The sequence below is a fragment of the Salinarchaeum sp. IM2453 genome, assembly GCF_019693215.1.
Lineage (GTDB): Archaea > Halobacteriota > Halobacteria > Halobacteriales > Salinarchaeaceae > IM2453.
The window spans coordinates 1,822,536-1,845,555 of record NZ_CP081183.1 but is presented as its reverse complement, the minus strand read 5'-3'; the positions used below and the strand labels follow the sequence as shown (position 1 = coordinate 1,845,555).

General features: G+C 46.2%; 25 protein-coding genes. 12 read left to right on the top strand and 13 right to left on the bottom strand.

All coding sequences use genetic code 11. From position 1 onward, the window contains the following. Positions 1–80: 80 nt before the first annotated feature. On the bottom strand, positions 81–362 hold the full coding sequence (locus tag K0C01_RS08920; protein ID WP_221169361.1) for a helix-turn-helix domain-containing protein: 282 nt from the start codon (positions 360–362) through the stop codon (positions 81–83). Between the two features lie 189 nt (positions 363–551). Between K0C01_RS08920 and K0C01_RS08915 the strand changes: the two genes are divergently transcribed. Next, complete coding sequence (locus K0C01_RS08915) at positions 552–827, top strand: DUF7111 family protein (protein ID WP_221169360.1); 276 nt, start codon at positions 552–554, stop codon at positions 825–827. An 18-nt stretch (positions 828–845) separates the two neighbouring features. On the opposite strand, the gene K0C01_RS08910 is transcribed toward K0C01_RS08915, so the two are convergent. From K0C01_RS08910 to K0C01_RS08885, 6 genes are all read right to left on the bottom strand, one after another. Then, positions 846–1,646, bottom strand: coding sequence for a CheR family methyltransferase (locus K0C01_RS08910; RefSeq protein ID WP_221169359.1), 801 nt, complete (start codon positions 1,644–1,646; stop codon positions 846–848). Further along, on the bottom strand, positions 1,643–2,020 hold the full coding sequence (locus K0C01_RS08905; protein ID WP_221169358.1) for a hypothetical protein: 378 nt from the start codon (positions 2,018–2,020) through the stop codon (positions 1,643–1,645). Before K0C01_RS08905 ends, K0C01_RS08910 begins: the two co-directional genes overlap by 4 nt. 183 nt (positions 2,021–2,203) lie before the next feature. Beyond that, positions 2,204–2,797: a class I SAM-dependent methyltransferase gene (locus K0C01_RS08900; protein WP_221169357.1), complete on the bottom strand. Its 594-nt coding sequence runs from the start codon at positions 2,795–2,797 to the stop codon at positions 2,204–2,206. Between the two features lie 102 nt (positions 2,798–2,899). Then, positions 2,900–4,405: a tripartite tricarboxylate transporter permease gene (locus tag K0C01_RS08895; RefSeq protein WP_221169356.1), complete on the bottom strand. Its 1,506-nt coding sequence runs from the start codon at positions 4,403–4,405 to the stop codon at positions 2,900–2,902. Continuing rightward, positions 4,396–5,064 carry a tripartite tricarboxylate transporter TctB family protein gene (locus K0C01_RS08890; RefSeq protein ID WP_255568261.1) on the bottom strand — a complete coding sequence of 223 codons (669 nt, stop codon included), beginning with the start codon at positions 5,062–5,064 and terminating at the stop codon, positions 4,396–4,398. Before K0C01_RS08890 ends, K0C01_RS08895 begins: the two co-directional genes overlap by 10 nt. Positions 5,065–5,081: 17 nt before the next feature. After that, on the bottom strand, positions 5,082–6,074 hold the full coding sequence (locus K0C01_RS08885) for a Bug family tripartite tricarboxylate transporter substrate binding protein (protein ID WP_221169354.1): 993 nt from the start codon (positions 6,072–6,074) through the stop codon (positions 5,082–5,084). Positions 6,075–6,474: 400 nt separating this feature from the next. Between K0C01_RS08885 and K0C01_RS08880 the strand changes: the two genes are divergently transcribed. From K0C01_RS08880 to K0C01_RS08855, 6 genes are all read left to right on the top strand, one after another. Further along, positions 6,475–7,536 (top strand): FecCD family ABC transporter permease, encoded by a 1,062-nt coding sequence (locus K0C01_RS08880; protein WP_221169353.1) that lies wholly within the window; start codon positions 6,475–6,477, stop codon positions 7,534–7,536. Further along, on the top strand, positions 7,533–8,297 hold the full coding sequence (locus K0C01_RS08875; RefSeq protein ID WP_221169352.1) for an ABC transporter ATP-binding protein: 765 nt from the start codon (positions 7,533–7,535) through the stop codon (positions 8,295–8,297). The genes K0C01_RS08880 and K0C01_RS08875 overlap by 4 nt, the downstream gene beginning before the upstream one ends. Positions 8,298–8,387: 90 nt before the next feature. Continuing rightward, on the top strand, positions 8,388–9,200 hold the full coding sequence (locus tag K0C01_RS08870) for a M48 family metallopeptidase (protein ID WP_221169351.1): 813 nt from the start codon (positions 8,388–8,390) through the stop codon (positions 9,198–9,200). Between the two features lie 638 nt (positions 9,201–9,838). Continuing rightward, positions 9,839–10,714: a sulfurtransferase gene (locus tag K0C01_RS08865; RefSeq protein WP_221169350.1), complete on the top strand. Its 876-nt coding sequence runs from the start codon at positions 9,839–9,841 to the stop codon at positions 10,712–10,714. Between the two features lie 47 nt (positions 10,715–10,761). Continuing rightward, positions 10,762–10,953, top strand: coding sequence for a hypothetical protein (locus K0C01_RS08860; RefSeq protein ID WP_221169349.1), 192 nt, complete (start codon positions 10,762–10,764; stop codon positions 10,951–10,953). A gap of 706 nt (positions 10,954–11,659) precedes the next feature. Next, on the top strand, positions 11,660–13,168 hold the full coding sequence (locus K0C01_RS08855; protein WP_221169348.1) for an aldehyde dehydrogenase family protein: 1,509 nt from the start codon (positions 11,660–11,662) through the stop codon (positions 13,166–13,168). 137 nt (positions 13,169–13,305) lie between these two features. On the opposite strand, the gene K0C01_RS08850 is transcribed toward K0C01_RS08855, so the two are convergent. From K0C01_RS08850 to K0C01_RS08835, 4 genes are all read right to left on the bottom strand, one after another. Further along, entirely contained in the window at positions 13,306–14,025 is a 720-nt protein-coding gene (locus K0C01_RS08850; protein WP_221169347.1) for a DUF8130 domain-containing protein, read from the bottom strand. Further along, positions 14,025–14,951, bottom strand: a complete 927-nt coding sequence (locus tag K0C01_RS08845; protein ID WP_221169346.1) for an ABC transporter ATP-binding protein — start codon at positions 14,949–14,951, stop codon at positions 14,025–14,027. The genes K0C01_RS08850 and K0C01_RS08845 overlap by 1 nt, the downstream gene beginning before the upstream one ends. Further along, entirely contained in the window at positions 14,948–15,835 is an 888-nt protein-coding gene (locus tag K0C01_RS08840; protein WP_221169345.1) for an ABC transporter permease, read from the bottom strand. The genes K0C01_RS08845 and K0C01_RS08840 overlap by 4 nt, the downstream gene beginning before the upstream one ends. Positions 15,836–16,167: 332 nt before the next feature. Next, on the bottom strand, positions 16,168–16,629 hold the full coding sequence (locus K0C01_RS08835; protein ID WP_221169344.1) for a metal-dependent transcriptional regulator: 462 nt from the start codon (positions 16,627–16,629) through the stop codon (positions 16,168–16,170). Between the two features lie 243 nt (positions 16,630–16,872). On the opposite strand from K0C01_RS08835, the gene K0C01_RS08830 reads away from it, so the two are divergent. The 3 genes from K0C01_RS08830 to K0C01_RS08820 all read left to right on the top strand — a co-directional run bounded on the left by K0C01_RS08830 (position 16,873) and on the right by K0C01_RS08820 (position 19,648). Then, positions 16,873–17,871: a metal ABC transporter substrate-binding protein gene (locus K0C01_RS08830; RefSeq protein ID WP_221169343.1), complete on the top strand. Its 999-nt coding sequence runs from the start codon at positions 16,873–16,875 to the stop codon at positions 17,869–17,871. A gap of 61 nt (positions 17,872–17,932) precedes the next feature. Beyond that, the gene (locus K0C01_RS08825) at positions 17,933–18,682 is read left to right on the top strand and encodes a metal ABC transporter ATP-binding protein (RefSeq protein WP_221169342.1); all 750 of its coding nucleotides are present in this window, start codon (positions 17,933–17,935) and stop codon (positions 18,680–18,682) included. After that, entirely contained in the window at positions 18,683–19,648 is a 966-nt protein-coding gene (locus K0C01_RS08820; protein WP_221169341.1) for a metal ABC transporter permease, read from the top strand. Between the two features lie 162 nt (positions 19,649–19,810). Here the strand turns inward: K0C01_RS08820 and K0C01_RS08815 are convergent, their stop codons facing one another. After that, positions 19,811–20,494, bottom strand: a complete 684-nt coding sequence (locus K0C01_RS08815) for an SOS response-associated peptidase (protein WP_221169340.1) — start codon at positions 20,492–20,494, stop codon at positions 19,811–19,813. A gap of 144 nt (positions 20,495–20,638) precedes the next feature. Here K0C01_RS08815 and K0C01_RS08810 point away from each other — a divergent pair, with 144 nt between their 5' ends. After that, positions 20,639–21,430 (top strand): FGGY family carbohydrate kinase, encoded by a 792-nt coding sequence (locus K0C01_RS08810; protein WP_221169339.1) that lies wholly within the window; start codon positions 20,639–20,641, stop codon positions 21,428–21,430. 8 nt (positions 21,431–21,438) lie between these two features. Continuing rightward, positions 21,439–22,149, top strand: a complete 711-nt coding sequence (locus K0C01_RS08805) for a xylulokinase (protein WP_221169338.1) — start codon at positions 21,439–21,441, stop codon at positions 22,147–22,149. Positions 22,150–22,159: 10 nt separating this feature from the next. On the opposite strand, the gene K0C01_RS08800 is transcribed toward K0C01_RS08805, so the two are convergent. Continuing rightward, positions 22,160–23,014 carry an MBL fold metallo-hydrolase gene (locus tag K0C01_RS08800; RefSeq protein WP_221169337.1) on the bottom strand — a complete coding sequence of 285 codons (855 nt, stop codon included), beginning with the start codon at positions 23,012–23,014 and terminating at the stop codon, positions 22,160–22,162. Positions 23,015–23,020: the final 6 nt, after the last annotated feature.

The following is a 23,020-nucleotide window of genomic DNA, read 5'->3' as shown; positions in this document are numbered from 1 at the left end:
CTGTTGATTGAAACAAGAATCTCCAAGGCGATTACAGCGGTAGCGAGGCGAACGGCCACCGGCGTTACCGTGGAAGGAGGTCAAACCGAACCGGTTTCCTGATCAATCCATTCAAGATGTTCTTCAATCGATTGCTTTCCCTTCTTTGAGAGGCTGTAATGTTCCTGTAAACCTTCAGTTTTTGAGATCACATATCCAGTTTCAACGAGCTTCTCGACAGCACTTCGAAAAGTCCGAGGTTTGATTCGACTATCGTACTTTCGTTCGAGTTCGGTTTTTAGTTCCTGATCAGTCATTCCGCCCGATTCATACAATATATAACAGATATCGCGGCGGCGACCACTGTGAATCCATTTGGACATATCTGCTATATACGAAGAAACAAGGCAAAAGGCTGTGGCCTGGCGAATATCTTCTACGTTTTCGCGTTTTGTGCCACTATGCATATAGGAAAACCATCATTGAGGATCCAAGATCCTACCAAAAGGTGAAACCGGCAGAATCCACGAAGAACCGACAGGTACGTCTAGGTGGAACGTTACACAAAAGACATGAGCAAAAATCAAGCTACAAAAGATAATATTACGGCAGAATACTATACAACAGAGACAGAGCGAATTCTCGCCTTTGAGATGGATGGTAAAGAAGCAGCAATCGCGCAGAATATCGAAGGGTATGCAATGCTCAAAGTGCGTCCAAGTCCTGACGGTGACGAGCTTGAGCGGTATTATGGGTTTGACATGGCCCTCGATCACGCAGCTGAGCTACTTGGTGTAAGCCAGCACAGTCTCCCAGTTCCTGAAAAAGCGGAAGACATGGGGATGTGAGCGTTCAACAAGTGATCATTACTGTCGTTGATATATTCGAAGTCGGTTGTCTACAGCCATAAAGTCAGATTCTAGTTCTGGTGGTACGGTTTCTGCCTTACCAATAATGAGATATCCATCCTGTTCAAGAGATTGTGCTACGGTCCGTAATACTGGGATCTTATACTCCGAGTCAATATAGATGAAGAGATTTCGACAAAGCACTAAGTTGAACCCAGACTTTGGCTCGTCATTGATCAGATCATGCTGTTCGAAGCGAACATCTGACTTGATTTGGTCCTGAACCTCAAACTTGTCTTCGATTTTTGTGATGTGGTCGAACGGATTGTTCAGAAACTCAATCTGTTCGTCAATATCAGTTGTTCTTGTATTTTCATAGGTACCGTTGCGGGCCTTTTCAAGCGCCTCGCTGTTAATATCAGTTGCCAGTACTGAAATGCGCGATTCATTTATTTCTGGGTCATCATGTGCCAACATTGCAATTGAATATGGTTCGCGACCGTCTGAGCACGCTGCACTCCAAATGTTGACTCTAAAGTGATTTTCTGTGAGTTCACGAAGAATAGATCGAATCCCCTCCCATACCTCTGGATTGCGAAAGAACCCAGTGACATTGATACTAAGCGCATTAAGAAGCTCTGATTGTTCGCTGGAGTCTTTCTGAAGCAATTGACGGTATTCTTCATATGTGTTCGCTTCTGTTCGTCGCATTCGAGATGAAAATCGTCGTTCGAGATAGCTATCGTTGTAATGGCTCGTTGCAAAGTCAAGCTCTTGCTCAATATATGCTGCAAGCGCAGCGAATCCGTCATCAGTCACGAGTGGTCTCCTCCAACAGCTGTTACTGTTGTGTTGTCTGTTGTAGTATCAAAAGCAGCGATTCGTCCCTGCTGTCTTCCTGCCTCCATCGGTGTGATTGGAATGTTATATCGGCCGAAATGTTCTTTCGCAGCAACATTATTTCGCTTATCGGCAGCAGATTCGGATGTGCTAAATTGGATAGTTTGGCTACCACCAATGAGGACAGTTTGCGTGTCACCAAGAGAACTTCCGCGCTGAGCAAGCTTTGCCATCATGGTGTTGATCGCAGCACTTGCATAGAGAACAATCGCCAGACAAGAACTGATGTCGCGCATTTTCAGAATACCAAGCGTGGTCTTGACTGTGTATCCTACCACGCTAACAGTAATCATTGAAGGCGTGCCCGATGAGTCTGAATAAAAATCCTCAACAGTCATTGTATGTGCATGATATTCTTTTGAGCGCGATCAGATTGTGGAGATGTATGAAAATACATTGCCAGCCGGCTAAAGAATGTTGGTACAGAATTGAAAAATGTATGCATACAGAATCAAAAAATAACTTCAATATCGTGTTCAAACTGTTGCAAACACGAACTCAGCGGAGCTTCCCAACGGGTCATCACTCATAACGGTATCAAGCGTGCTAAATCCAGCCGACTCAAGACGAGAGAGTGTTTCTGATCTCCCTGGAGACGAGAAGTACATCGTACCACCCATCCATCCTTGTCGAGTTACATCAAACCGCTGGGAAGGAAGCGTCATTAATAATGCCCCTCCAGGACGAAGAACACGGGTAAATTCCCGATATACCTCAAGATGTTGTTCGCGATCAGTATGAAATACAACATGATATGCTGTTATCGCATCAAAGCTATCATCCGCAAATGGTAGCTGGACAATATCACCTTGGATTAGTTCCGGATCTGAAAGATTCTCTGCAGCAAGCGTCAGTCCTGACTTTGCGATATCAAGCCCTACACTACTTTCCGGTAGCCGTTTTAGTGTGCGAGCCCCATCTCCACATCCTACATCAAGTACTTTTGGAGGCTCAGGAAAACGATCGAGTAATTGGGTGATAAGTTCGACGTCTGGACCATCGGGATCTCGAGAATTGGCATATGTCTGTGAGACTTGATCCCACTGGGCCTTGACTTGTTTTCGATCCATAGATAGTTCAAGGGATCAAAGAATATGAGTCCTTTCTCAGAACACAAGGTCTGTTTTACCAACGGTTATATTACTCTAAGATACTGTGGAACAGGCTGTTTATTATGATCGAAGCGAGTTCACAGCTCGTTTCACCAGCGGTGCGAATAGGATAAATACGATTACTCCAACGAGTATAGGCGAAAGCCATCCATATTCAAACGGATTGACGAATATCATATAGGAGCCATCAGATAGTTGAAGTGAAGTATAGAGATTTTCTTCTGCAATATCACCCAACACGACACCAAGGACGAACGCAATAACTGAGTAATTATACCGGACCATATAGAACCCGATTAAGCCAAAAATCACAACTGTTGTAACGTCCTCGGGATTGAGATTGAGTGCATACGTACCCAAGAAAGAAAGCACAATTACAATCGGGATAATGTAGTCTGTATTAATCCGAGTGAGTATGCCGAGACGAGTAACTACAAGCAGGCCTACGGCCAGAATTACAAGATTGCCCACGAGAAGTGCCAACAGGATCGCATATGTCAGTTCAAGTTGGCCTGCAGGATCAAACATACCCCTTCCGGGAGTAAGCCCGTGCATAAGCAATCCGCCAATAAGAACTGCAGTTGATGAACTCCCTGGGATTCCGAATGAGATTGCTGGAACAAGTGAACCAGCAACAGTACTATTATTTGATGCTTCTGAGGCAACAACACCTTCTTCTTCGCCAGATCCAAAAGCGTCTGGATTATCTGAGCTTCTGACTGCCTCAGAGTAGGCAACAAAGTTTGAAATAGTCGCCCCTGCACCCGGGATTGCGCCGACGATGACTCCAATCGTACCCGATTTTAAGACAGTGAGCGGACGCTTAACAACAGAAATAATTCCTTGTGTGATTCGCCCCCCAATCTCAACTGACTGCTTCGCAATACCCCCGTGCTGACCAGCGAGTTTCATCATCTCAGCAATTGCAAAAACACCAATCAACACCGCAACAAAATCGAACCCTTCATAGAAGAAATCAGTACTCGCATACCGAATTTCTGTGCTGATTGGATCCGCTGCTCCAACGGTTGTTATAAGCAGTCCAAAGACGCCAGCTAACAATCCCTTAATAAGTGATCCCTGAACAACAACCGCAATCATTGCCAATCCAAGAAGAGCAATCAAGAACTGCTCAGGAGTACCAACAGCAAGAACAATCTCAATCAGGTATGGGGAAAAAAGCAAGAGTGCAAGAACGGCTAAAGCACCAGCGATCGCAGATGCAGTTGCAGAAATAGCAAGAGCTTTTGCAGCTTCGCCTTGTTTAGACATCGGATAGCCATCAAACATCGTCGCTGCAGAGGATGACACCCCGGGAGTGTTAATTAGGATTGCAGCAATCGACCCGCCGTACATTGCTCCGCTGTAGACCCCAATAAGGAGGATAATTGCATTGACGCTTGAGAATGGTACTGTCAGCGGAAGCATAATTGCCATTCCAAGCGGTGGCCCGAGACCGGGTAATGCCCCCACAACAATGCCAATCAGCACACCAACAACGGCAAAGAGCAATGTTTCAGGCGTTAGGAGAATTTCAACAGCCGATAAAAAGCTCTCTACAGCCATTGTATGACCACCCCTGAGTTAATAGAACCTAGCGGGAAGGGAGGGGTCCACCCAGTGTGCCATCCTTGCCCAACGGTTGGTGAGAAGGCAAGGTAGAACCAAGCTGCGATGACAAAACTCAGGACTACTAATGCAATTGCCCGCTTGCGTTCAACGTCCGCCCATAATGTGTACAATCCGACGAAAATAGGGGTAGCATACAGTAATCCAATCAAATATGCGAGTACAAGATATGCTACACAAAGAACAAATACGACTGCGGGTCCGCGTGGATCATCAATATCATAAGAGTAGGCACTTGCAGAATCAGACGTGTGTCCGTCTACATCGCCGCTCCTTTTTTCGAATAACTGAGATGACTCATCAATACGTTGAAGTAGCGACTGAGGGAGGTAATTTCGGAATAGCAGAATCATAGCGAGAATAGCTGTTCCAGCTGCCATCAACTGAGGAAATGTAGAGGTAGCAGGAGAAAAGTCACCAGCCTCCACGTACATATATATCCCAGCTGTAAAGAAAAATAGTAAGAGGAGATGTTCCACTGTCGGACGTTCACGGAATACCTTCTCGCCGGCTATAAGCGTATACTTGTGGAAGATTTCGGTGTAACTCTGGATAGACGAAAAGAACTGTCGCACTGTACGTGTCCTGTCGCTCATCTATACTTGATAACAGACTATTCGTCTTCTTCAACGCGTTGTTCAAATTCTTCGAAGTCGACGTTATCTTCGAGAGTATCAACAACTCCGTCAAGGTCATTTGCTGCCTCATCAATGTCTTCGAAGACAACTTTATTACCCGTATCTTCCTCCCACTCCTCAGTCTCTTCATGAGTTGCAGCGTATTCGAGTGCCTCAGCAATCTGTTCTCGTTCTTCGCGTGGGGTATCTGGGGGAGCGACTTGAGTTAAACGGAACTCACTAATATAAGAAAGGTCGTCCCCATGGTTGGAGATCTTCTCAAGATCGGGGAATGCATCGAAGTCAGAATCAGTCAAATTAACAACTGCATTAAGATCACCGTCAGCAACGGGATCAGCTGCACTCGTGTTCGTTAGAATACCCGCATCAGCTTCACCACTGATAACATTTTCTTGCACTTCCCCTCCTCCGTCGTATGGAACATTGTTTTCCCAATCTACATCGTAGTCATCTCGGAGAATGTAAGAAAGTAAGTGTGTATCGTGGCCTGCACCTTGATAAGCAAAGTTCTCAAGCTCTCCGTCCTCATAGGCGTCTTGTAGGCCAGAAAATGTCTCAATTCCGGTATCCGAATCTACAACAAGAACATATCCAAATGTACCAGTCACTGCGATTGGTTCGAAGTCTGCTGGGTCCCAGTCACGCTCATCCCGCTCCTGGATCCAGCCAAACTGCCAGCTAGGTGTATTAACAGTTCCGAACACACTTCCGTCGCCGTCCTGCGTGTGCATCCATTGAATACCACTTAAACTTCCAGCACCAGGTCGGTTATCAATCTGAATGCTCTCGTCAAGTTCTTCTTCAGCAAGAGGATAAAGCTGTCGTGCATATTGATCAGTACCGCCGCCTTCACTCCACGGTATCATCCACGTTTTTGATGAGCCAAATAGATCTGTGCATCCTGCAAGGCCAGTGATCGATACAGCAGACGCTGCACCAATACCTTTCAACGCATCACGTCGTCTCATACATGTGAATTACAGACCGGTATTGAAAAAACGTTCAATATATACAATCATTACCTGTATCTGTGATACAAATGTCTAATTTAATACTATCTTTCATTATTATATTTTAGAAATAAGTGAGAGATATCATTACCCATGGTACGTGCTTCCACAATTCAATCTTTGTCAATAATAACGTGAGGGAACACACATGACAAGGAGGTTAGTTACAGAATTAGTCTAGCTGGGAAACTATCCTCATCCTACTTCGCTCACCCGCAAGGAAGTCGCTTGCTGAGGAGAAGGAGGCTCCGCACATCTCATCGGCTGATACAGACTTATTACTGAAGTTGGATATCGTATTATTATTAAGGCTGAGCAGGCAGATAATCTATAGTACAAAGAGAGGGCAGTCGACAAAATGAGTAGACAATCAACGGAGACAGCGTCTGCATATCAGCAGTTGATTCGTCGAAAGCTCTTCTTTAGTATTATTTGCATCATGGCGTTAGCTGCGTTGTTTGTAATTGCAGTTGCTATTGGTCCTGTGAGATTATCTGTCTCTGAAGTACTCAACGCATTACTTGGGGAGGGTTCAGAAACGACAGTAACAATTGTTTGGAACATTCGGATTCCACAGGCACTTGCAGCAATCACAGCAGGAGCAGGACTGGCGATTGCCGGAGCCGCAATGCAGAATGTACTACGGAATCCACTTGGGTCGCCGTTTACGCTGGGCATTTCACAAGCAGCAGCGTTTGGAGCTGCATTTGCTATTGTGTTTTTAGGAGTTGGATCTACAGGAACTGATTCAATCATTATTGACAACGCTCCAGTTGTTACAGTCTCAGCATTTGTCTGGTCTTTAGCCTCCACAGGGGCGATTCTTGCCTTAGTTCGATACTCACGGGCGTCTCCAGAGACACTAATCTTGACGGGAGTGGCACTTGGATCGCTGTTTAGTGCCGCTCTATCGTTGATCCAGTACTTTGCTGAGGATGCTGATGTTGCTGCAATTGTGTACTGGACATTTGGCGACGTTGGGCGAGCAACGTGGAGTGACCTTTGGTTAATGATTGCGGTCACGTTACTTGGGACAGCATATTTTGTCTACAACGGCTGGAACTACACAGTTCTCAATGCTGGAGATGAGACAGCAAGAGGACTTGGGGTAAACGTTGAGCAGCTCCGGATAACGGGGATGATTGTGGCATCACTTATGACAGCATTTATTATCTCTTTTGTGGGAATTATCGGGTTTGTTGGATTAGTTGTCCCACATATTGTTAGAAAAATCATTGGTGCAGATGAACGGTTCCTGCTGCCAGCGTCTGCGCTTGTCGGTGGTGTATTGTTGCTAGCATCTGATCTTGTTGCTCGTCTTATTATTGCACCAGTGGTATTACCAGTGGGAATCCTTACTGCATTTTTAGGGGCACCACTGTTCTTGTATCTTGTAATTGTCGGGAGGGATTACTGGTGAAACTACAGATTCAAAATCTTGAGTTCTCCTATGCAAGCGATTCTGTACTCGATAATGTAACACTCGAATTGGCTGCTGGAGAGGTTCTGGGAGTTATCGGCCCAAACGGGGCAGGAAAGAGTACACTTTTGCGCTGTATCAACCAACTGCTCAAGCCCGACGATGGGTCTGTATTTGTCGATGGAGACAGAATAGCAAACCTATCGCGTGAGGAGATTGCACAGGAAATTGGTTATATTCCACAGGAAGAGCAGTCAACATTTCCAACAACGGTATTTGACACAATTCTGCAAGGACGCAAGCCCCACGTCAGTTGGCGACCTACGGAGGCAGACGAGCGAATCGTTGCAGATGTACTGGAAACACTGGGACTTGAGGATTTTGCAATGCGCTCAATTGATGAGCTAAGTGGCGGACAGCGACAGAAAGTAATTATTGGGCGCGCACTTGTACAAGAAGCTTCTCTGTTACTATTTGATGAGCCCACCAACAGCCTAGATATTCGGCATCAATTAGAAGTACTTGATGTTATTCAGCAGCAAGTCAATGAGGGTACTGCCGCGGTCATGGCAATTCATGATCTGAACTTAGCAGCGCGATACAGTGACAAGATTGCCATGCTACATGAGGGAGAGATAGTTGCTGCTGGACCACCAAGTATTCTTACGCCAGAGAAAATTAACGAAGTCTATAGTGTCAAAGCAACTGTGACGACCATAGAAAATCGTACAATTGTCATTCCCGAAACACCCGAAAAATAATCATATTTTTGATTTTTATTGCACGAATTGGTGAAATAATCATTTGCCGGAAAGACATCTTTATCCGAATACAGGAGTACCAAATTATGTATGCGTAATGCGCAGTTAAAGATGCGGATGATTCTTGTCGGGACAATCCTGTTTGCGCTATACTTTGGGGCAGCACTGGTGCTTGCCTCAATGTTTCCTGGGATTGGACTTGTGCCGATACTGTTGCTCGCTCTTGTCGTTTTACCAGTAGCACAGTATAAAATTGGGAAATGGCTCACGCTTCGCGGTGCAGAGCCGCTACCAGAAGATAGACAGTACCAGCATATTCATCAGATGACAGAGTCATTATCTGAGGATATGGGTCTTGAAAAGCCGAAACTAATGATTAAGGATATGGGCGTTCCAAATGCCTTTGCAACAGGCCGGAAGGGTGCTGGAGTGGTCTGTGTTTCACCACAACTCGTTCAGTTGCTGGATCGAGATGAACTTGAGGGAGTAATTGCCCACGAATTGGCCCATCTCAATAATCGTGATACTGTAATGATGGTACTTGGACAGTCGGTCGGATTGATCGTGAGCTACGCCGTGTTCTTCCTCCTTCGTGATGATAATAACTTCTTTGTCGCGTATGCTGCCTCCATTGCAGCCCAGATGCTAACGTTGATTTTCGTGATGGCAATATCTCGATACCGAGAATATGTGGCCGATGCTGATGCAAAACGATACACTGGTAATGGTGAACCGTTAGCACGCGCCCTGGAAAAAATCTCACGTGGGGCCGAACAAGGTGAAGCGAAAATGAACGACAGCGCAAGTGCGCTATGTATTTTGAGCGTTGATCGAAGTGCGCTCAAGCGAATCTTTGCTACCCACCCACCAACGGAGAAACGACTACAGCGGTTGCGCGAGTGAACTATTACAGAGTTTCGAGGCGAAAGCCCACCCGTTTACGGGTGTGGATGAAGCCGACAACTGGGAATCTCTCTACGGGGTTGAGACATCCCGGAGTTTTCTATTCAATCGGAAAATAGGTATGACTACACCGAGGCGGTTTTCGCCGCCCTGCTAAACGGATAATATCGGGATTCGAGCCACGCCACGTCTGAAGGATTCCCCTCCGGGCCGCTGGTTGTGGATTCCAATCAGCACGGTAACTCTGAATCCCATGCCGGGATCAGAGACGGCGGCTTGGTGGTTCGAGAATCGAAGAGTCTCGTCATCACGAAAATCTTTGATTTTCGATCGACCCCGCCAGCGGTCTGGTCATGCCGACCAGACTGCGAACCTGAAACTCCCAACCAAGCGGTGCGGTGCCGTGGGAATCCCACCCCGTTCACGGGTGGGAGGAGGTCAAACGCACGACCATTGTAGTTTTCTGAACTGCTGAGGAGCAGTTTACCGGGTATACTTTCTTGTATCCATTACTGTGACCACAGGGATTTTTATATAGCAAAGGTCTATTTCTGGTTTGGAAATGTGGTTGTCATAGAAAAAAGCAAAGTTTGTATTTTGCACATCTGATATACAAGTCCGGAAAGTATTATTATCTAATGTCAGATGACATTCTTGTAACAGCCGATTGGGTTGAATCCCATCTTGAACAGTTTCAAAGTGACGACCCTGAGTACCGGCTTCTGGAGGTTAACAACCCAACAGTAACTGATGAGTCAGAGTATACGTCATATGAAGAAGGACACATCCCTGGAGCGATCTTTTTTGACTGGGAAGACGACCTGTCTGATCAAACACAGCGCGACATTGTTTCCAAAGATGGATTTGCAGCGTTGAACGGTAACGCAGGAATCACGGAAGATTCAACAGTTGTGCTATACGGTGGCGGACGGATTCCAAATTGGTTTGCTGTGTTCGCATATTGGATTTACAAATACTACGGCCACGATGACGTGCGCGTGCTTGATGGAGGAAAACCATACTGGATCAATAACGACTACCCAACAACAACCGATGTCAGTAACTTCTCTGAACAAGAGTACAATCCTCGTGGGCCGTTCGAGAAGATTCGTGCATACAAAGATGATGTGGAACACGCAGTTGAGGAGGGACTTCCACTCGTCGACGTCCGTTCGCCAGAAGAGTTCCGCGGTGAGATTATCGCACCGGAAGGACTCAATGAGACCGCTCAGCGAGGCGGACGAATCCCTGGGGCAAGCAATGTTCCTGTTGGAACCGTGCTAAACGACGATGGTACGTTCAAATCAAAGGATGAATTAAAAGACCTCTTTGCAAAAGCAGGTGTGAGTGGAGAAGAGTCGACCATCGCCTACTGCCGGGTTGGTGAGCGATCCTCGATTGAGTGGTTTGCCCTCCATGAATTGTTAGGTTACGATGATGTGCGAAATTACGATGGTTCGTGGACAGAATGGGGTAATTTAGTGGGGGCTCCGATTGAGACCGGTGAAAAATAGGTGACTTCGGGAGAGAGGGTGTCGGCTTTATTCCACGGCTAAAGCCGATGGGCTTTCGCCTCGCTACCGCTGTAAGCGAACCTGACTACGAAACAGGGGAAATAACAGACGAGACGATTACAGCACGAGCACTTGGGAACTACATTACTACAACAGAGAATCTATACAGAGCGTCGGAAGATGGTATAATAGAGCGGGCGAGAGATTGGTCTGATGCCAGAAGACACGGCAACAGCTAGCCAAGAGTTCTACAGAAATAGCAGGCAGAGTGCCTCGGGGTCGTTTGGAAATCGGAGATTTCCATGATGACGAGACGCTTTGCGTCTCGAACCACTTGACCCGAGGGTGAATGCCGTCGAAATATTATATAAATTTAAGATTTTCGAGCTATAATACACTGACAACGGCCAGAAACAAACTGCTCAAAGTATGGAAATGAAGACCTCATTTCCTTCGCTGGCCGTTGGACTGGAACTGCGACTCCTCTCAACACCGTCCATTGGGCGTGAGACGGGAGTTGTCGGGCGGTAGTGGAGCCGCCGACTCCCACGGACACAACGAGTGTTCGGGTGTGACTTCCAGCCGACTCCTCACGGAGAAGGTCGGGAGGAATTACATTTGCCTGCGGGTGCGGTGCGGTCCCAAGACGGCGAAGCCTCGGGGCTTGACACCGAGGTACTTCACGATACATGGCTAGACCTTTATGATTTTATTATCAAACACCTCGCCCAGGGTATGAGCCTAGAAAACCCAGACCCAGCTGTTTGAATGGATATCAAGAGCAAGCGAAGCGATTTCACTGTGGTTGTAATTACACTACTGAGTCTTGATTTCGATGATAGGAGCGTTTCTTCGATGACGCTGTGATCACCGTTTTTATGTGTCAAATACCATTTTTGTGAAGCTTACCGGTAGCGTTAACCATGTTCCAACATAACAATATCTATGTTTGATTCAGGAACAAAGTCAGCATCTCAGGACGTTGAATCGCTATCAATTGCGCCCGCTGCGGGCTGGAATAACATGTTTATCGATGGAGAATGGATTCATGCTGAAGATGAGCAAACGACACCGATTATTGATCCAACAACAGGAGATGCAATCGGAGAAGTCCCAGTAGCATCAGCTGGAGACGTTGATCGTGCATATAAAATTGCAGAAGAAGCACAGCCAGAGTGGGCTGCTCTCCCGCCACAGGAGCGAGTTGCAGTTGTTGAAGAGGCTCGGAGGCTTATCGATGAATATGCCGATGATCTGATAACACTGTTTGGTATTGAGCTTGGAGCGACTCAACTTAAGTCGAATATCGAGATGGATCTTGTGCGTAATATGATGAAAGTTAGTGAAGGGATGGGATTCGAGTCAAATGGGGGTCACAAGCAATCCACTATTCCCGGCAAGGAAAATATTATTCAGCGTGAGCCGGTAGGCGTGGTAGGGGTTATCTCACCCTGGAACTTCCCATTCCACCTCTCAATGCGAGCAGTTGCTCCGGCATTAGCACTCGGTAATAGTGTGGTACTGAAACCATCATCAAGCAGTTCACTTCTTGGCGGGTTAGTAATCGCTCGGCTATTTGAAGAAGCAGGACTTCCTAGTGGCCTATTGAATGTAGTCACCGGTACTGGTTCAGAGACCGGCGCATATGTGAGTGATCACTCAGTTCCGTCAGTGATCTCATTTACAGGATCAACTGCTATTGGACGACAAGTTGCAGAAAATGCTGCCCGAAATCTTGCCCTACCGTCACTTGAGTTGGGAGGAAATAACGTCCATATAGTGACTGAAGATGCAGATCTTGATCGGGCAGTCGATGGCGGAACATTTGGATCGTTTACCCATCAGGGCCAAGAATGTATCTCTATTAATCGACATCTTGTCCACGAAGATGTGTATGACGAGTACGTTGAGCGACTTGCCGCTCGTGCAGATGAGCTTCGTGTTGGTGATCCATTGAATGATGATATTGATGTTGGACCGATTATCAACGAAAGCCAACATACTGAGATTGTTGAATTAGTAGAATCATCAATCAAAGAAGGAGCAACCGTTGAAGCGGGCGGAGATTACGAAGGACTGTTTATTGAACCAACGGTTCTCTCGGAAGTAACGAATGATATGCCTGTTGCAGCGAACGAACACTTCGGGCCGATCGCTCCAGTTATTCCATTCAGTGACGATCAGGAGGCAATTACAATGGCTAATGATACTGAGTATGGCCTCTCAGGGTCGGTCCACTCAACGGATATTGGCCGAGCACGTGAGATTGCTGATGCAATCGATACAGGAATGATACACATCAATGACCAAACACTCAATGATGAGGCTCATGTACCGTTTGGTGGAGTTGGAGCATCAGGGATTGGGCGGTACAATGCAGATGCAATCATGGATGAATTGACTCAAACGAAGTGGATCTCAATCCAACGCGAGCCACGAGAATATCCGCTGTAACACCATTGTCTCAAATTGCAGCATAGGTCACAATCTCAGGAAATGGTGAATTGAGAAGGACTAACTCTACTTTTACAAGAGATTACAGAAGAAACAAGCTGAATGCCTCAGGGCTTGGCTCTGAGGTACTTCACGAACTATGGAAGACACCATGGACGCTGATTGACTTCGATATCTACGGTGAGTTCAACCTGGTACATATCACTGTCCTCTGGATTAACCCAGATACCGTATGGATTTCTGATAGTACCTGTTGCTGTATCGTTATCGGGAGCTGAAAAATTCGGAAGCCTGTACTGAACGGTCTTACTCTCGCCAGCGCCTAGTGTTGTCTTCATCCATTCCTCTGTAGTATCCGGATGCTTCGATGGTGTCTGAAAGTATACTCCTCCGAAAACGGTACCATCTTCATAAGGAGGGTCCCCATAAGTCGAGGGTGTTCCATCATAGCCGGATTCTGGACCATAATCTGATCGGCTGAACTCACCAACAAACTCAATATTTGGGGCATCCTCGTACTGGTCAGCCAACAACGGCCACCATTGTTTCTCAATATTATCAGTGGCAGGGTCGGTTTCCTCAAACAGAAGTAGTCCGAATGGGAGCACACTGTGAGTTCTAATCTCAATTGCCTCATTGGAGACATTCTCCATTGTATATTCAAACATACTCACAGTCGTGAGGTCAATTATGTTCTCAAGGAGCCTTACGTCGACTGCAACATGGTCCTCTTGGACAACGTTTGTCTCGTTCTTCACTACCTCATATTGTTCGTGCGTTCCAAACGGGGTGATAAAAGCACCAATCACGCCTCCAATACCGGCAACAAGTCCGCGGCGAGAGATTTTGTCGAACATTAGTCCATCACCGATTCGGGGGCCTCAGTATGAGCAAGGAAAATCGACTCTATTGGCGGTTGTTTTCTTCTCATTTGGGTGATTTTCTGACTAGTTTGTTCAATAGCATTACGGACAGATGCTTCCTCTCCTTGCTTGTTTAGTTGTACAATAAGAGTGTCAGGTTCAGTTATTATATGAACAACGTCATTGAGTTCTGAAACGGCCTGGCGAGCACTGGAGAGTGATCCATCGGTCGAAACGTGGAGTGCATCTCCAAGGCCGGCAGCTTGCTGTAACTCTGTCTTGCTTCCTTCTGCTGCCAGAGAACCATCGTGTAAGATACCGATGCGGTCTCCAACGATCTCAACCTGTCCAAGTACATGACTCGAAAAGAACACAGTTGTCCCCTCAGCGTTGAGATCATGGATAAGCGTACGCATGGTCTGTACACCACGAGGATCAAGGCCCTGAAATGGTTCGTCAAGTATCAACAGCTGTGGGTCTCCTACGATTGCCATTGCCAGTCCTAAACGCTGTGTCATTCCGCGAGAGAACGAACCAGCAGACTGATCAATTGCATCGTTAAGCCCCACCCGGGATAGCAGCGAGGCTGGATCAGTGTCCACATTCTTAGTAGCAGCAACAAGTCGGACATGCTCTTGAGCAGTACGCTCGTCGTATGGCGTAAATCCATCTGGAAGAATACCAACCTGCTGACGGATCGTAGGACCGTCTTTGCGCGGATCAGACCCGTATATACGTACGTTTCCACTATCTGGACGAAGGTAATCCATTAGCAAGTTGATCGTTGTTGATTTTCCAGCGCCATTTGGTCCAAGAAATCCGTATATCTCACCATCCTCGACGCTCAGCGACAGCTGATTCACTGCAACAATATCACCAAACTGCTTTGTAAGTTCATCTGTTTCAATAGCTAAAGTCATAATGCATCACCCCGTGAGAAGACAAACATTCCGATGCCAAGTGGAAGGACGACCCATAGGAGAAGAATGACCGGCCCAAATCCTTCGTGCAAATACCATGGGATATCATTGAATCTCTCTGATAGAATGATAGCCGGTTCACCGCTTGATCTGATTCGGCCAACAGCATTCTCTGAGCTAAGAACCCAATTGGTCGTAGTATAATAGCTTTCTGACGGAGTGAGACGTTGTAAAAATATAACGACTGCATCTCGTGTTGATTCATCGGTCAGAAGGCCGGCATCTGTAGCAAAAGCTACTATCTGACCGACGACTTGTCGCCAGAGCAACTCCATGACAACAACGACACCGAAGAAGAGTACAGCGGCGGCCGTAATCCCTCGGCTAACAACTGCGGACACACTGACAGTTATTCCGACAAGAGCAGCGACATATACGACAGTAACTCCAAGGACAGCTAAGTATTTTTGAATTGACATTAAGCCAGTATTAACTACTCCAAGGCCGGTTACGATGGCGATTGCAAGCAGGATTGGAGTGAGAACCCCAATTAATCGGCCGAGAAACTTGGCGATGAATAGCTCTTGGCGAGAAAGAGGAAGATTTAGCAATGTCTTAAGTTGCTTTGACTCACGCTCACCTGCGATTGTTCGATAACATAACAATACGACGGCAAATGGAACAACAATATGTGCTACATACTGCACGAATGTGATTGTCACGTTTGCACCAAGTGCATCACCGAGGTCGAACGATGGACGATAGATCCACAGCGGTAAGACAACTGCCAACAGCCATGGCCCCTTTGAAAGGAGCAATCGGCTAGCCTCATGTCTCACAAGGGGAAACCACCGAAGACGCTGAGTTCTGCTGTACTCAGCCATTATCCGTATCCCTCCTTCGGTGATAGATCGCTGCCGAGTATGCAAAAATCACGTTACATGGCATTGGTGATATTAGTCGCACATATTACTTGTGGAAGGTAAAATAACGATTAGACTGAAATTAATTAGTTATCTGTGAACTTGTTCGTCTGCGAGTTTTGATACTGTGTTCCGATCAACATGATTCGTGTGGATTCTGCGTGTTATGGAAAACAGTTTCCAGAGGATTGGGACAGGAATAAACGATTGGGTCCCGATTTGAACAGAACACCAGCCTGCAACTGGTACAGAGTCAGAATATACTACAGCGTTGCTCGTGCACTGAATGGTTGCTAGGACTCAGTAGGAATAACTAACTCACATTCCTCTTGCGTTGCCGCATCACATAACTGGCTACAGTGTTGATCAACGTTATTGCTGATTGCGTGAATCGTCTCAGTTGAAAGCGTATAACCCACTTTATAAGCTTGGTCTGGATCGACTGTCGTTCCAATCATGTCCTCAAACAGATCCATAACAGTACATTGACGCCAGAACAGTTGCCGGGCAATCACCTCACCTTGTTTAGTCAATTCAACTCCGTAATATGGTTCGTACGTAACTAAGTCAGCATCAGCAAATCCTTCAATTTTTTCAGTAACACTAGCGTTACTGACTCCAAGTTTTCCAGCGAGCTCGCTTGTCTTGACTGGATCATCTTTGTCAAGGAGTTGATAAAGAATAGCACAGAGGTATCTTCCCTGACTTTCACTTACCGGGACAGTTTCTGGGATGTCATCGATATCCACGTTCATATCTCACTTGCAAAATAATTACGCACTGAACAATAATATACTGTCGTTCTTTGTATCATTGAGTTTATGACTGAGGATGTCAGTATACAGGAGTATCTTTCTTCGTCGTGTTTTATTCGGGTACGTCGCCGAATCAAATAGTCAGAAAGCTCGACTGAGCATTTTTAGACGTATCTAATTATTATTTTAATAGAGTAAAACTATTAAGTTAGCATATGCGTACATAGATTGTAGAGAAAGTACATGAAGAAGTCTGATATACAGAACGTTTCACGTCGTAAATTTGCGCTCTTGGCTGGTGGTGGTGTTGCCGCCAGTGCTGGAATAGCAGGCTGTATCGATGGCGGTGAGGCAGTTATTGATCCTGACGAAAATACAGTTGTGGCATCCATGCCGGCGGTATGGGACATGGCTCGGCAAGTCGCGGGAGATGATGAGGAAACGCTAGATACACTGGATGTTGTTCCTGTAGGAAGGCATGGACACGACTGGGAACCTGAACCAGCAACTGTTGAAGTAATAGAGGAAGCTGCTGCATTTATTTACTTACGAGGGTTTGCATCGTGGCAAGACGATGCTGCAGAAGAACTTGAGGATAATGATGAAACTACTGTAATCGAAGCAACGGAAGGAATCGATTTCTTTGACAGTCCTGCTGAAGACGATGATGAGCACTTCTGGATGGATCCCGTATATGCAAAAGAAGGGGTTGATAATATTGCTGAAGGGCTTGCTGATGTGGAGCCAGAGAATGAAGAGGTATACATGAGCAATGCTGGCTCATTTAAAGATGAGCTAGAGAAAATACATGAGGATATGAAGGACGTCGTTGAGCACGCGAGCTTGGATACAATTATTGTTGCTACGCACGATTCGTTCCAGTGGTGGTACCAACAATATGACATTAGTGTTGAGTCCCCTGTTGGGACTTCACCGGACGACCAAGCTTCGCCAGATGAAGTTGAAGATATCGAGGAGATCATGAATGACGAAGGTATTGAGCATGTACTTTATGATGTGGGTGAACCGGCGGAATTAGCAGCCAACTTAGCGGATGAGACTGGTGCAGATATTTTACCTCTGTCTCCACTCGAAACGCAAATCGATGGAACTCCGGAACTTGATGTCACTGATCTTGAGATGGAGCCTGACTGGGGATATAGAGAGCACTTCTATGAAATTAACATACCCACACTCAAGGAAGCATTAGACTCTGATGTGGAGATTGACACCAGCTATTAGAGGATGCTAATTTTTATTTTAATTAATACTAAGAATGAAGAGTGTTAATCAACAGTTGACAATGGAGCCACCAGCGGTCTCTGTAGAGGATGTTAGTTTTGCGTATGGGGAACAGTCGGTTGTACAGGATGTGTCTCTATCGATTGATCAAGGTGAATTTCTTGGACTTGTTGGTCCAAATGGCTCTGGAAAAACAACGCTTTTAAAGATCATGCTTGGATTGCAGAGCCCTGATTCGGGGGGTGTTGAGTTATACGGAACACCGGCAACAAAATTTTCGGATGGGGAACGACTGGGATATGTCTCACAACACTCGACAGAGGCAGATTCAAGGATGCCAGTAACAGTGCGTGAAGTCGTTGAAATGGGGCGGTATGTACATGCAGGACTACGACGGCTGGATGAGGAAGATCATCAGGTGATCGATGACGCACTTGCTACAGTTGGCATGGAGACATATGCTGATCGACGGATTGGTAATCTTTCTGGAGGACAACGTCAGCGGGCATATATTGCTCGTGCCCTCGCTTCGCAGGCCGATCTCCTCGCTCTTGATGAACCGACTGTCGGGATTGATACTGAGACCGTTGATCAGTTCTATGATCTCCTTGCTGATCTTAACGACAATGGTATCACAGTTATTCTGATTGAGCATGACATTGAGGCCGTAAGTAAGTATGCTGACACAATGGCCTGCATAGATACGGAGTTGTATGCCTACGATAAAACACGAGACTTTCTCACTAGTGGCGTACTGGAAGAGGTGTTTAGCTCGGCTAAAGCAGCTAATCTACATACAGGAGGTGATTAGATGGCGGTTAAGTCCTCTCAGCGACGAGACCTTGTGTTGTTAGGTGTTGGAATTCCCGTTGTTTTAGCTGTTTTTCTGGTATTTATTATCTGGGTATTTCCACCACTATTTGAGCGTTTTTGGAGTCTAATGGCCGTTATTTTTAATGATCACTGGCTGGTTACAAGCTCGTTCCTGCAGCATGGATTCACTGCCGGCGTGTTGATTGGATTTACTGCTCCTGTTGTGGGTGCGTATCTTGTTAATCGACAGATGGCACTGATCGGCGAAGCACTTGCTCATTCCGCGTTTGGGGGAGTGGCTATTGGCCTATTTATTGGCGCATCTGTTCCGGCGTTAGATTATCCACTGCTATGGGCACTGATAATCGCCGCGCTTGCATCATTGGCGATCCAGTATATTGCCGTCAAGACAGATGGATATGCTGACGTGCCAATTGCAATCATGCTTACAGGCGGGTTTGCTGTTGGGATTGCCGTAATCTCATATGGGGTTGTGTTTAGCGCGACCGTTGAGAGTTATCTGTTTGGAGATATTCTGTTTGTTCCATTCGAGAATGTCCAGCTCATGGTTGGACTGACACTGCTTGTTGGGCTTCTTGTCGGCCTGACCCATAAGCAACTCAAGTTTATTACCTTCGACAGAGAAGCAGCTCGTCTGGCTCGGATCAACGTTTGGTGGTACGATACACTACTAATTGTGTTAACTGCACTTGTAGTTGTAGCAGCAATGCAGATTCTTGGAGCGATTCTCGTTGCCGGGATGCTTGTTATTCCAGTTGCAGCGGCGATGCAAGTAACTAGTAGCTTTAATGGAAGTATAATGGCCTCAGTTTTGTTTGGACAAGTTTCTGTGATTGTTGGCATTGTAAGTTCGTATTATGCAGGAATTGCAACCGGTCCAATGATTATTCTGGTTGCAATCTCGATTTATTTGATGTCGCTTATATTACGTAAATACCTATAGTACAAAGAAGTTCCATAAAAATATAGACAGAGTATTTCAAATCTCTACAGTCACCAAGCAAGCAGAAATAAAAAGTCAGTTAGCTATATTCTCCGAGGGCGGGGAGACAATGATAGATTGTTGGCACAACCGGTTACAAGTGATCCCAGTATCATCACTGTGTTATTGAAAATCACTGAGACCTGACTGTTCGTGACTAAGCGGCTCGATAATTTGTTCGTGATCATTGCTGGGATTGTTGACTTGTGTTGATATTTCATATGCGTCCAGATCGTTGGCAGGATACGGTTGGCACAGTTCCTGTCGCACATCTGGATTGCTGGAAAGCCACGTTGATTCTGCCTCGCGTGGGAGTATAACAGGCATCCGATCGTGAAGTGAACTCATAAAGCTATTTGCTTCGGTGGTTAAGATCGTAACAGTCCGAATAGATCGTCCGTCGTTTTCCCAGACATCCCAAAGGCCAGCCATTGCAAAGGCTGATTCACCGGATCGATAAACCCTGTACGGTTGTTTTTGCCCATTATCGAATGTTTTCCACTCGTAAAAACCAGATGATAGGACAAGACAAGGATTTGACTCCCATGCCTGGTCGAATACAGATTTTTTGTGCACAGTCTCAGAACGAGCGTTGATTATGCCGTTGTCGGGGCCATTTGCCCAAAACGGAATTAAACCCCAGCGACGTTGGACGATTTCATCAGATGATTCATTTGTGATAACATATAAATCATCACCAGGAGCGATGTTGTATCGCGGTATATAGCCACCATCTGCGACGATAGTCGCATCAAACCGATCCTCAAGTTCATTTTGGTCGATGAACAGAGACGTCCGTCCACACATATACTTTGTTCAGAGTTGAAACTGCATAAGCATACAGACGAGAGAGGGCCAGCATACAACAATTGTTAAGTTATTGACTAAACTGCTCCGTCATAACGGAACATCACGACAGAATAAACAATTCACACAGTGGACACTCCTGTAATGACAGATATTCTTCTTGCAGTGGACGCTGGCACATCACAGATCAAGGCTGTTGCGTTTGATATAAAAGGTGAGCAGCAAGCGGTAAGCAGCCTATCGGTCAAAACACTTCGACCTCAAGCTGGTCATGTCGAGCAGGATATGGCAGTTGTTTGGAAGCAGACAGCAACAGCGATTCGGCGAGTTATAGATAGACTTCCAGAAGCAGCTACAGTAAATGGGCTTGCAATTACGGGACAAGGTGACGGATTATGGGCTATTGATTCAAATGGGGAGCCAGTTCAGAATGCGATTTTGTGGTCGGATAGTCGTGCGGCTTCATTGATTTCAGAATGGAAAGATGACGGCACACTCGATGTTATTCGCAGACAGTGTGGTTCAATACCATATCCTGGGATGAGTTTTCCGTTGCTTGCATGGCTCTCTAAGGAACGTCCAGATGTATATGGACAGATCGAGACAATTCTATCGGCAAAAGATTGGATTACATACCAGCTGACCGGGGTGCAAACGATTGATCAAAGTGAAGCAACAGTTCCATATCTTGATTGGGAAACAGAGGTGTACGGAACAGAAATTTTTGAGCATGTAAATCTCCCAAACGCAGCATCATATTTGCCAACACTTTCCTCCCCGACAGCGATTGTTGGAGAAGTTTCTGCAGAAGCTGCCAAGACAACTGGACTTTCTCAAGGCCTCGCCGTTGTATCAGGGCCATTTGACGCCCCAGCTGCAGTCTTCGGTAATGGGGCTGTAACAACATCGGATCAGTCACGCTTGGGACATCACTGACCCAGCAAATGCTGATTAACAACCCGATGCCCGAGGGTCAAGGAGTTAAGATGGCACTTGGAGTTAATGACCTATGGACAGCCGCAATCGGATCAAACGCCGGAACACAGAGCCTAGAGTGGGCAGCCAAAACAATCGCTGGTATCGAGTCAATAGCTGGGCTTGAGTCGATTGCTACAGAGGCCCCTCCCGGCTGCCAAGGAGTAATGTATCATCCGTATCTCAGTACCTCTGGTGAACGAGGGCCGTTCACAGATCCTGCTGCCCGGGCTCAGTTTATTGGGCTGACACCCGAACATAAGAGACAGCATATTGCCCGAGCAGTATATGAAGGCCTGTCATTTACTGTTCGGGATTGTCTTGAACACTTACCAGAAGAGATAAGCTCAATAAGGGCCAGTGGTGGCGGAACGAAATCTGAATTATGGTGCCAGCTTCTGGCTGATTGCACAGGAAAGCCAGTTTCTATTCCTGCGGTTTCCAACAGTAGTGCGATGGGTGCAGCAATGATGCTCGCAATAGCACTTGATGAGTACCCGTCACTGGATGTTGCAGCTGATCAAATGCTCTCAGTCAAGCAGAGATATCGGCCACGAAGTGATCCAAGCCAGCAGTACGAAAGGCTTTACCAGTTGTTTGTAGAGTTACGCAAGGATTTTTCATCGGTCTGGAAGCGTCGCATGCAGGCGTACCAAGACATTCGTAAGTGCAAGGAATGAGCCAAGATAGTTATATTTCGATATTCATTCCATCGTATGCGAATTCTAAGTTGAGATTATCGTATCGTTCTTCAAGGTGTTGATAATCATCATAACTCCGCCGGTAGAATTCTTCAAGCTCGGTAAGGACGGCCCGTTCAGGTGTAACAGTGCGAATTTGATCAAGGGACTTCTGGAAGGTTAACTCATGTTGCAATATGCCTTGCTCTGCTGTGTCGGTCACAAGTGGCTCTCCTTCAGGCGTTTCAGAGAAGTATCCACACTCCTTAACCCAGAGATCAAGATCAGGCAATTGTGTAAGATCAAAATGTCGTGTTTCGTCAGGAGAAACAAATGCCGTTTGATTGCCTGATTCAAACAAGAATCCAGAGATCACGTTCGCACCATCTTCGAACTCGGGAGCAACGATGTGTGTGACATCTAGGTTCCCAAGCGAAATAGTCTCATTTTCGTCAAGTAATTCGATGTCGGCCCACTGGTCAGTTAATAGCTCAAAAAATTCACTTGCTTTAATTGCTCGCTCATATGTTGCAGTACTCATATATAGCGTTGGGACATCCCCAACAAACGTGCTCATGGGTGGTTGTTCGCCACCGATCGACTGTAGTGCCCGGAGTCCGTGTGTATGATCCGCGTGGAAGTGTGTAATAAATATAGAATCAACCGTTGAGATGCTCTCACGGTTTAGCGAATACCAGATAAGCTCCGGGGTGTCAATGAGAATGTTTTCATCGTGAACAAACACTGAGTTTCCGCGTCTAGCATAGGGTTCTCCTTTTTCTCGCGCTTCCGTACAGATATGACAATCACATGTCGGCATTGGTATCGGACTATTCCCTCCAGATCCAAGAACTGTAAAGCGCATATTCTC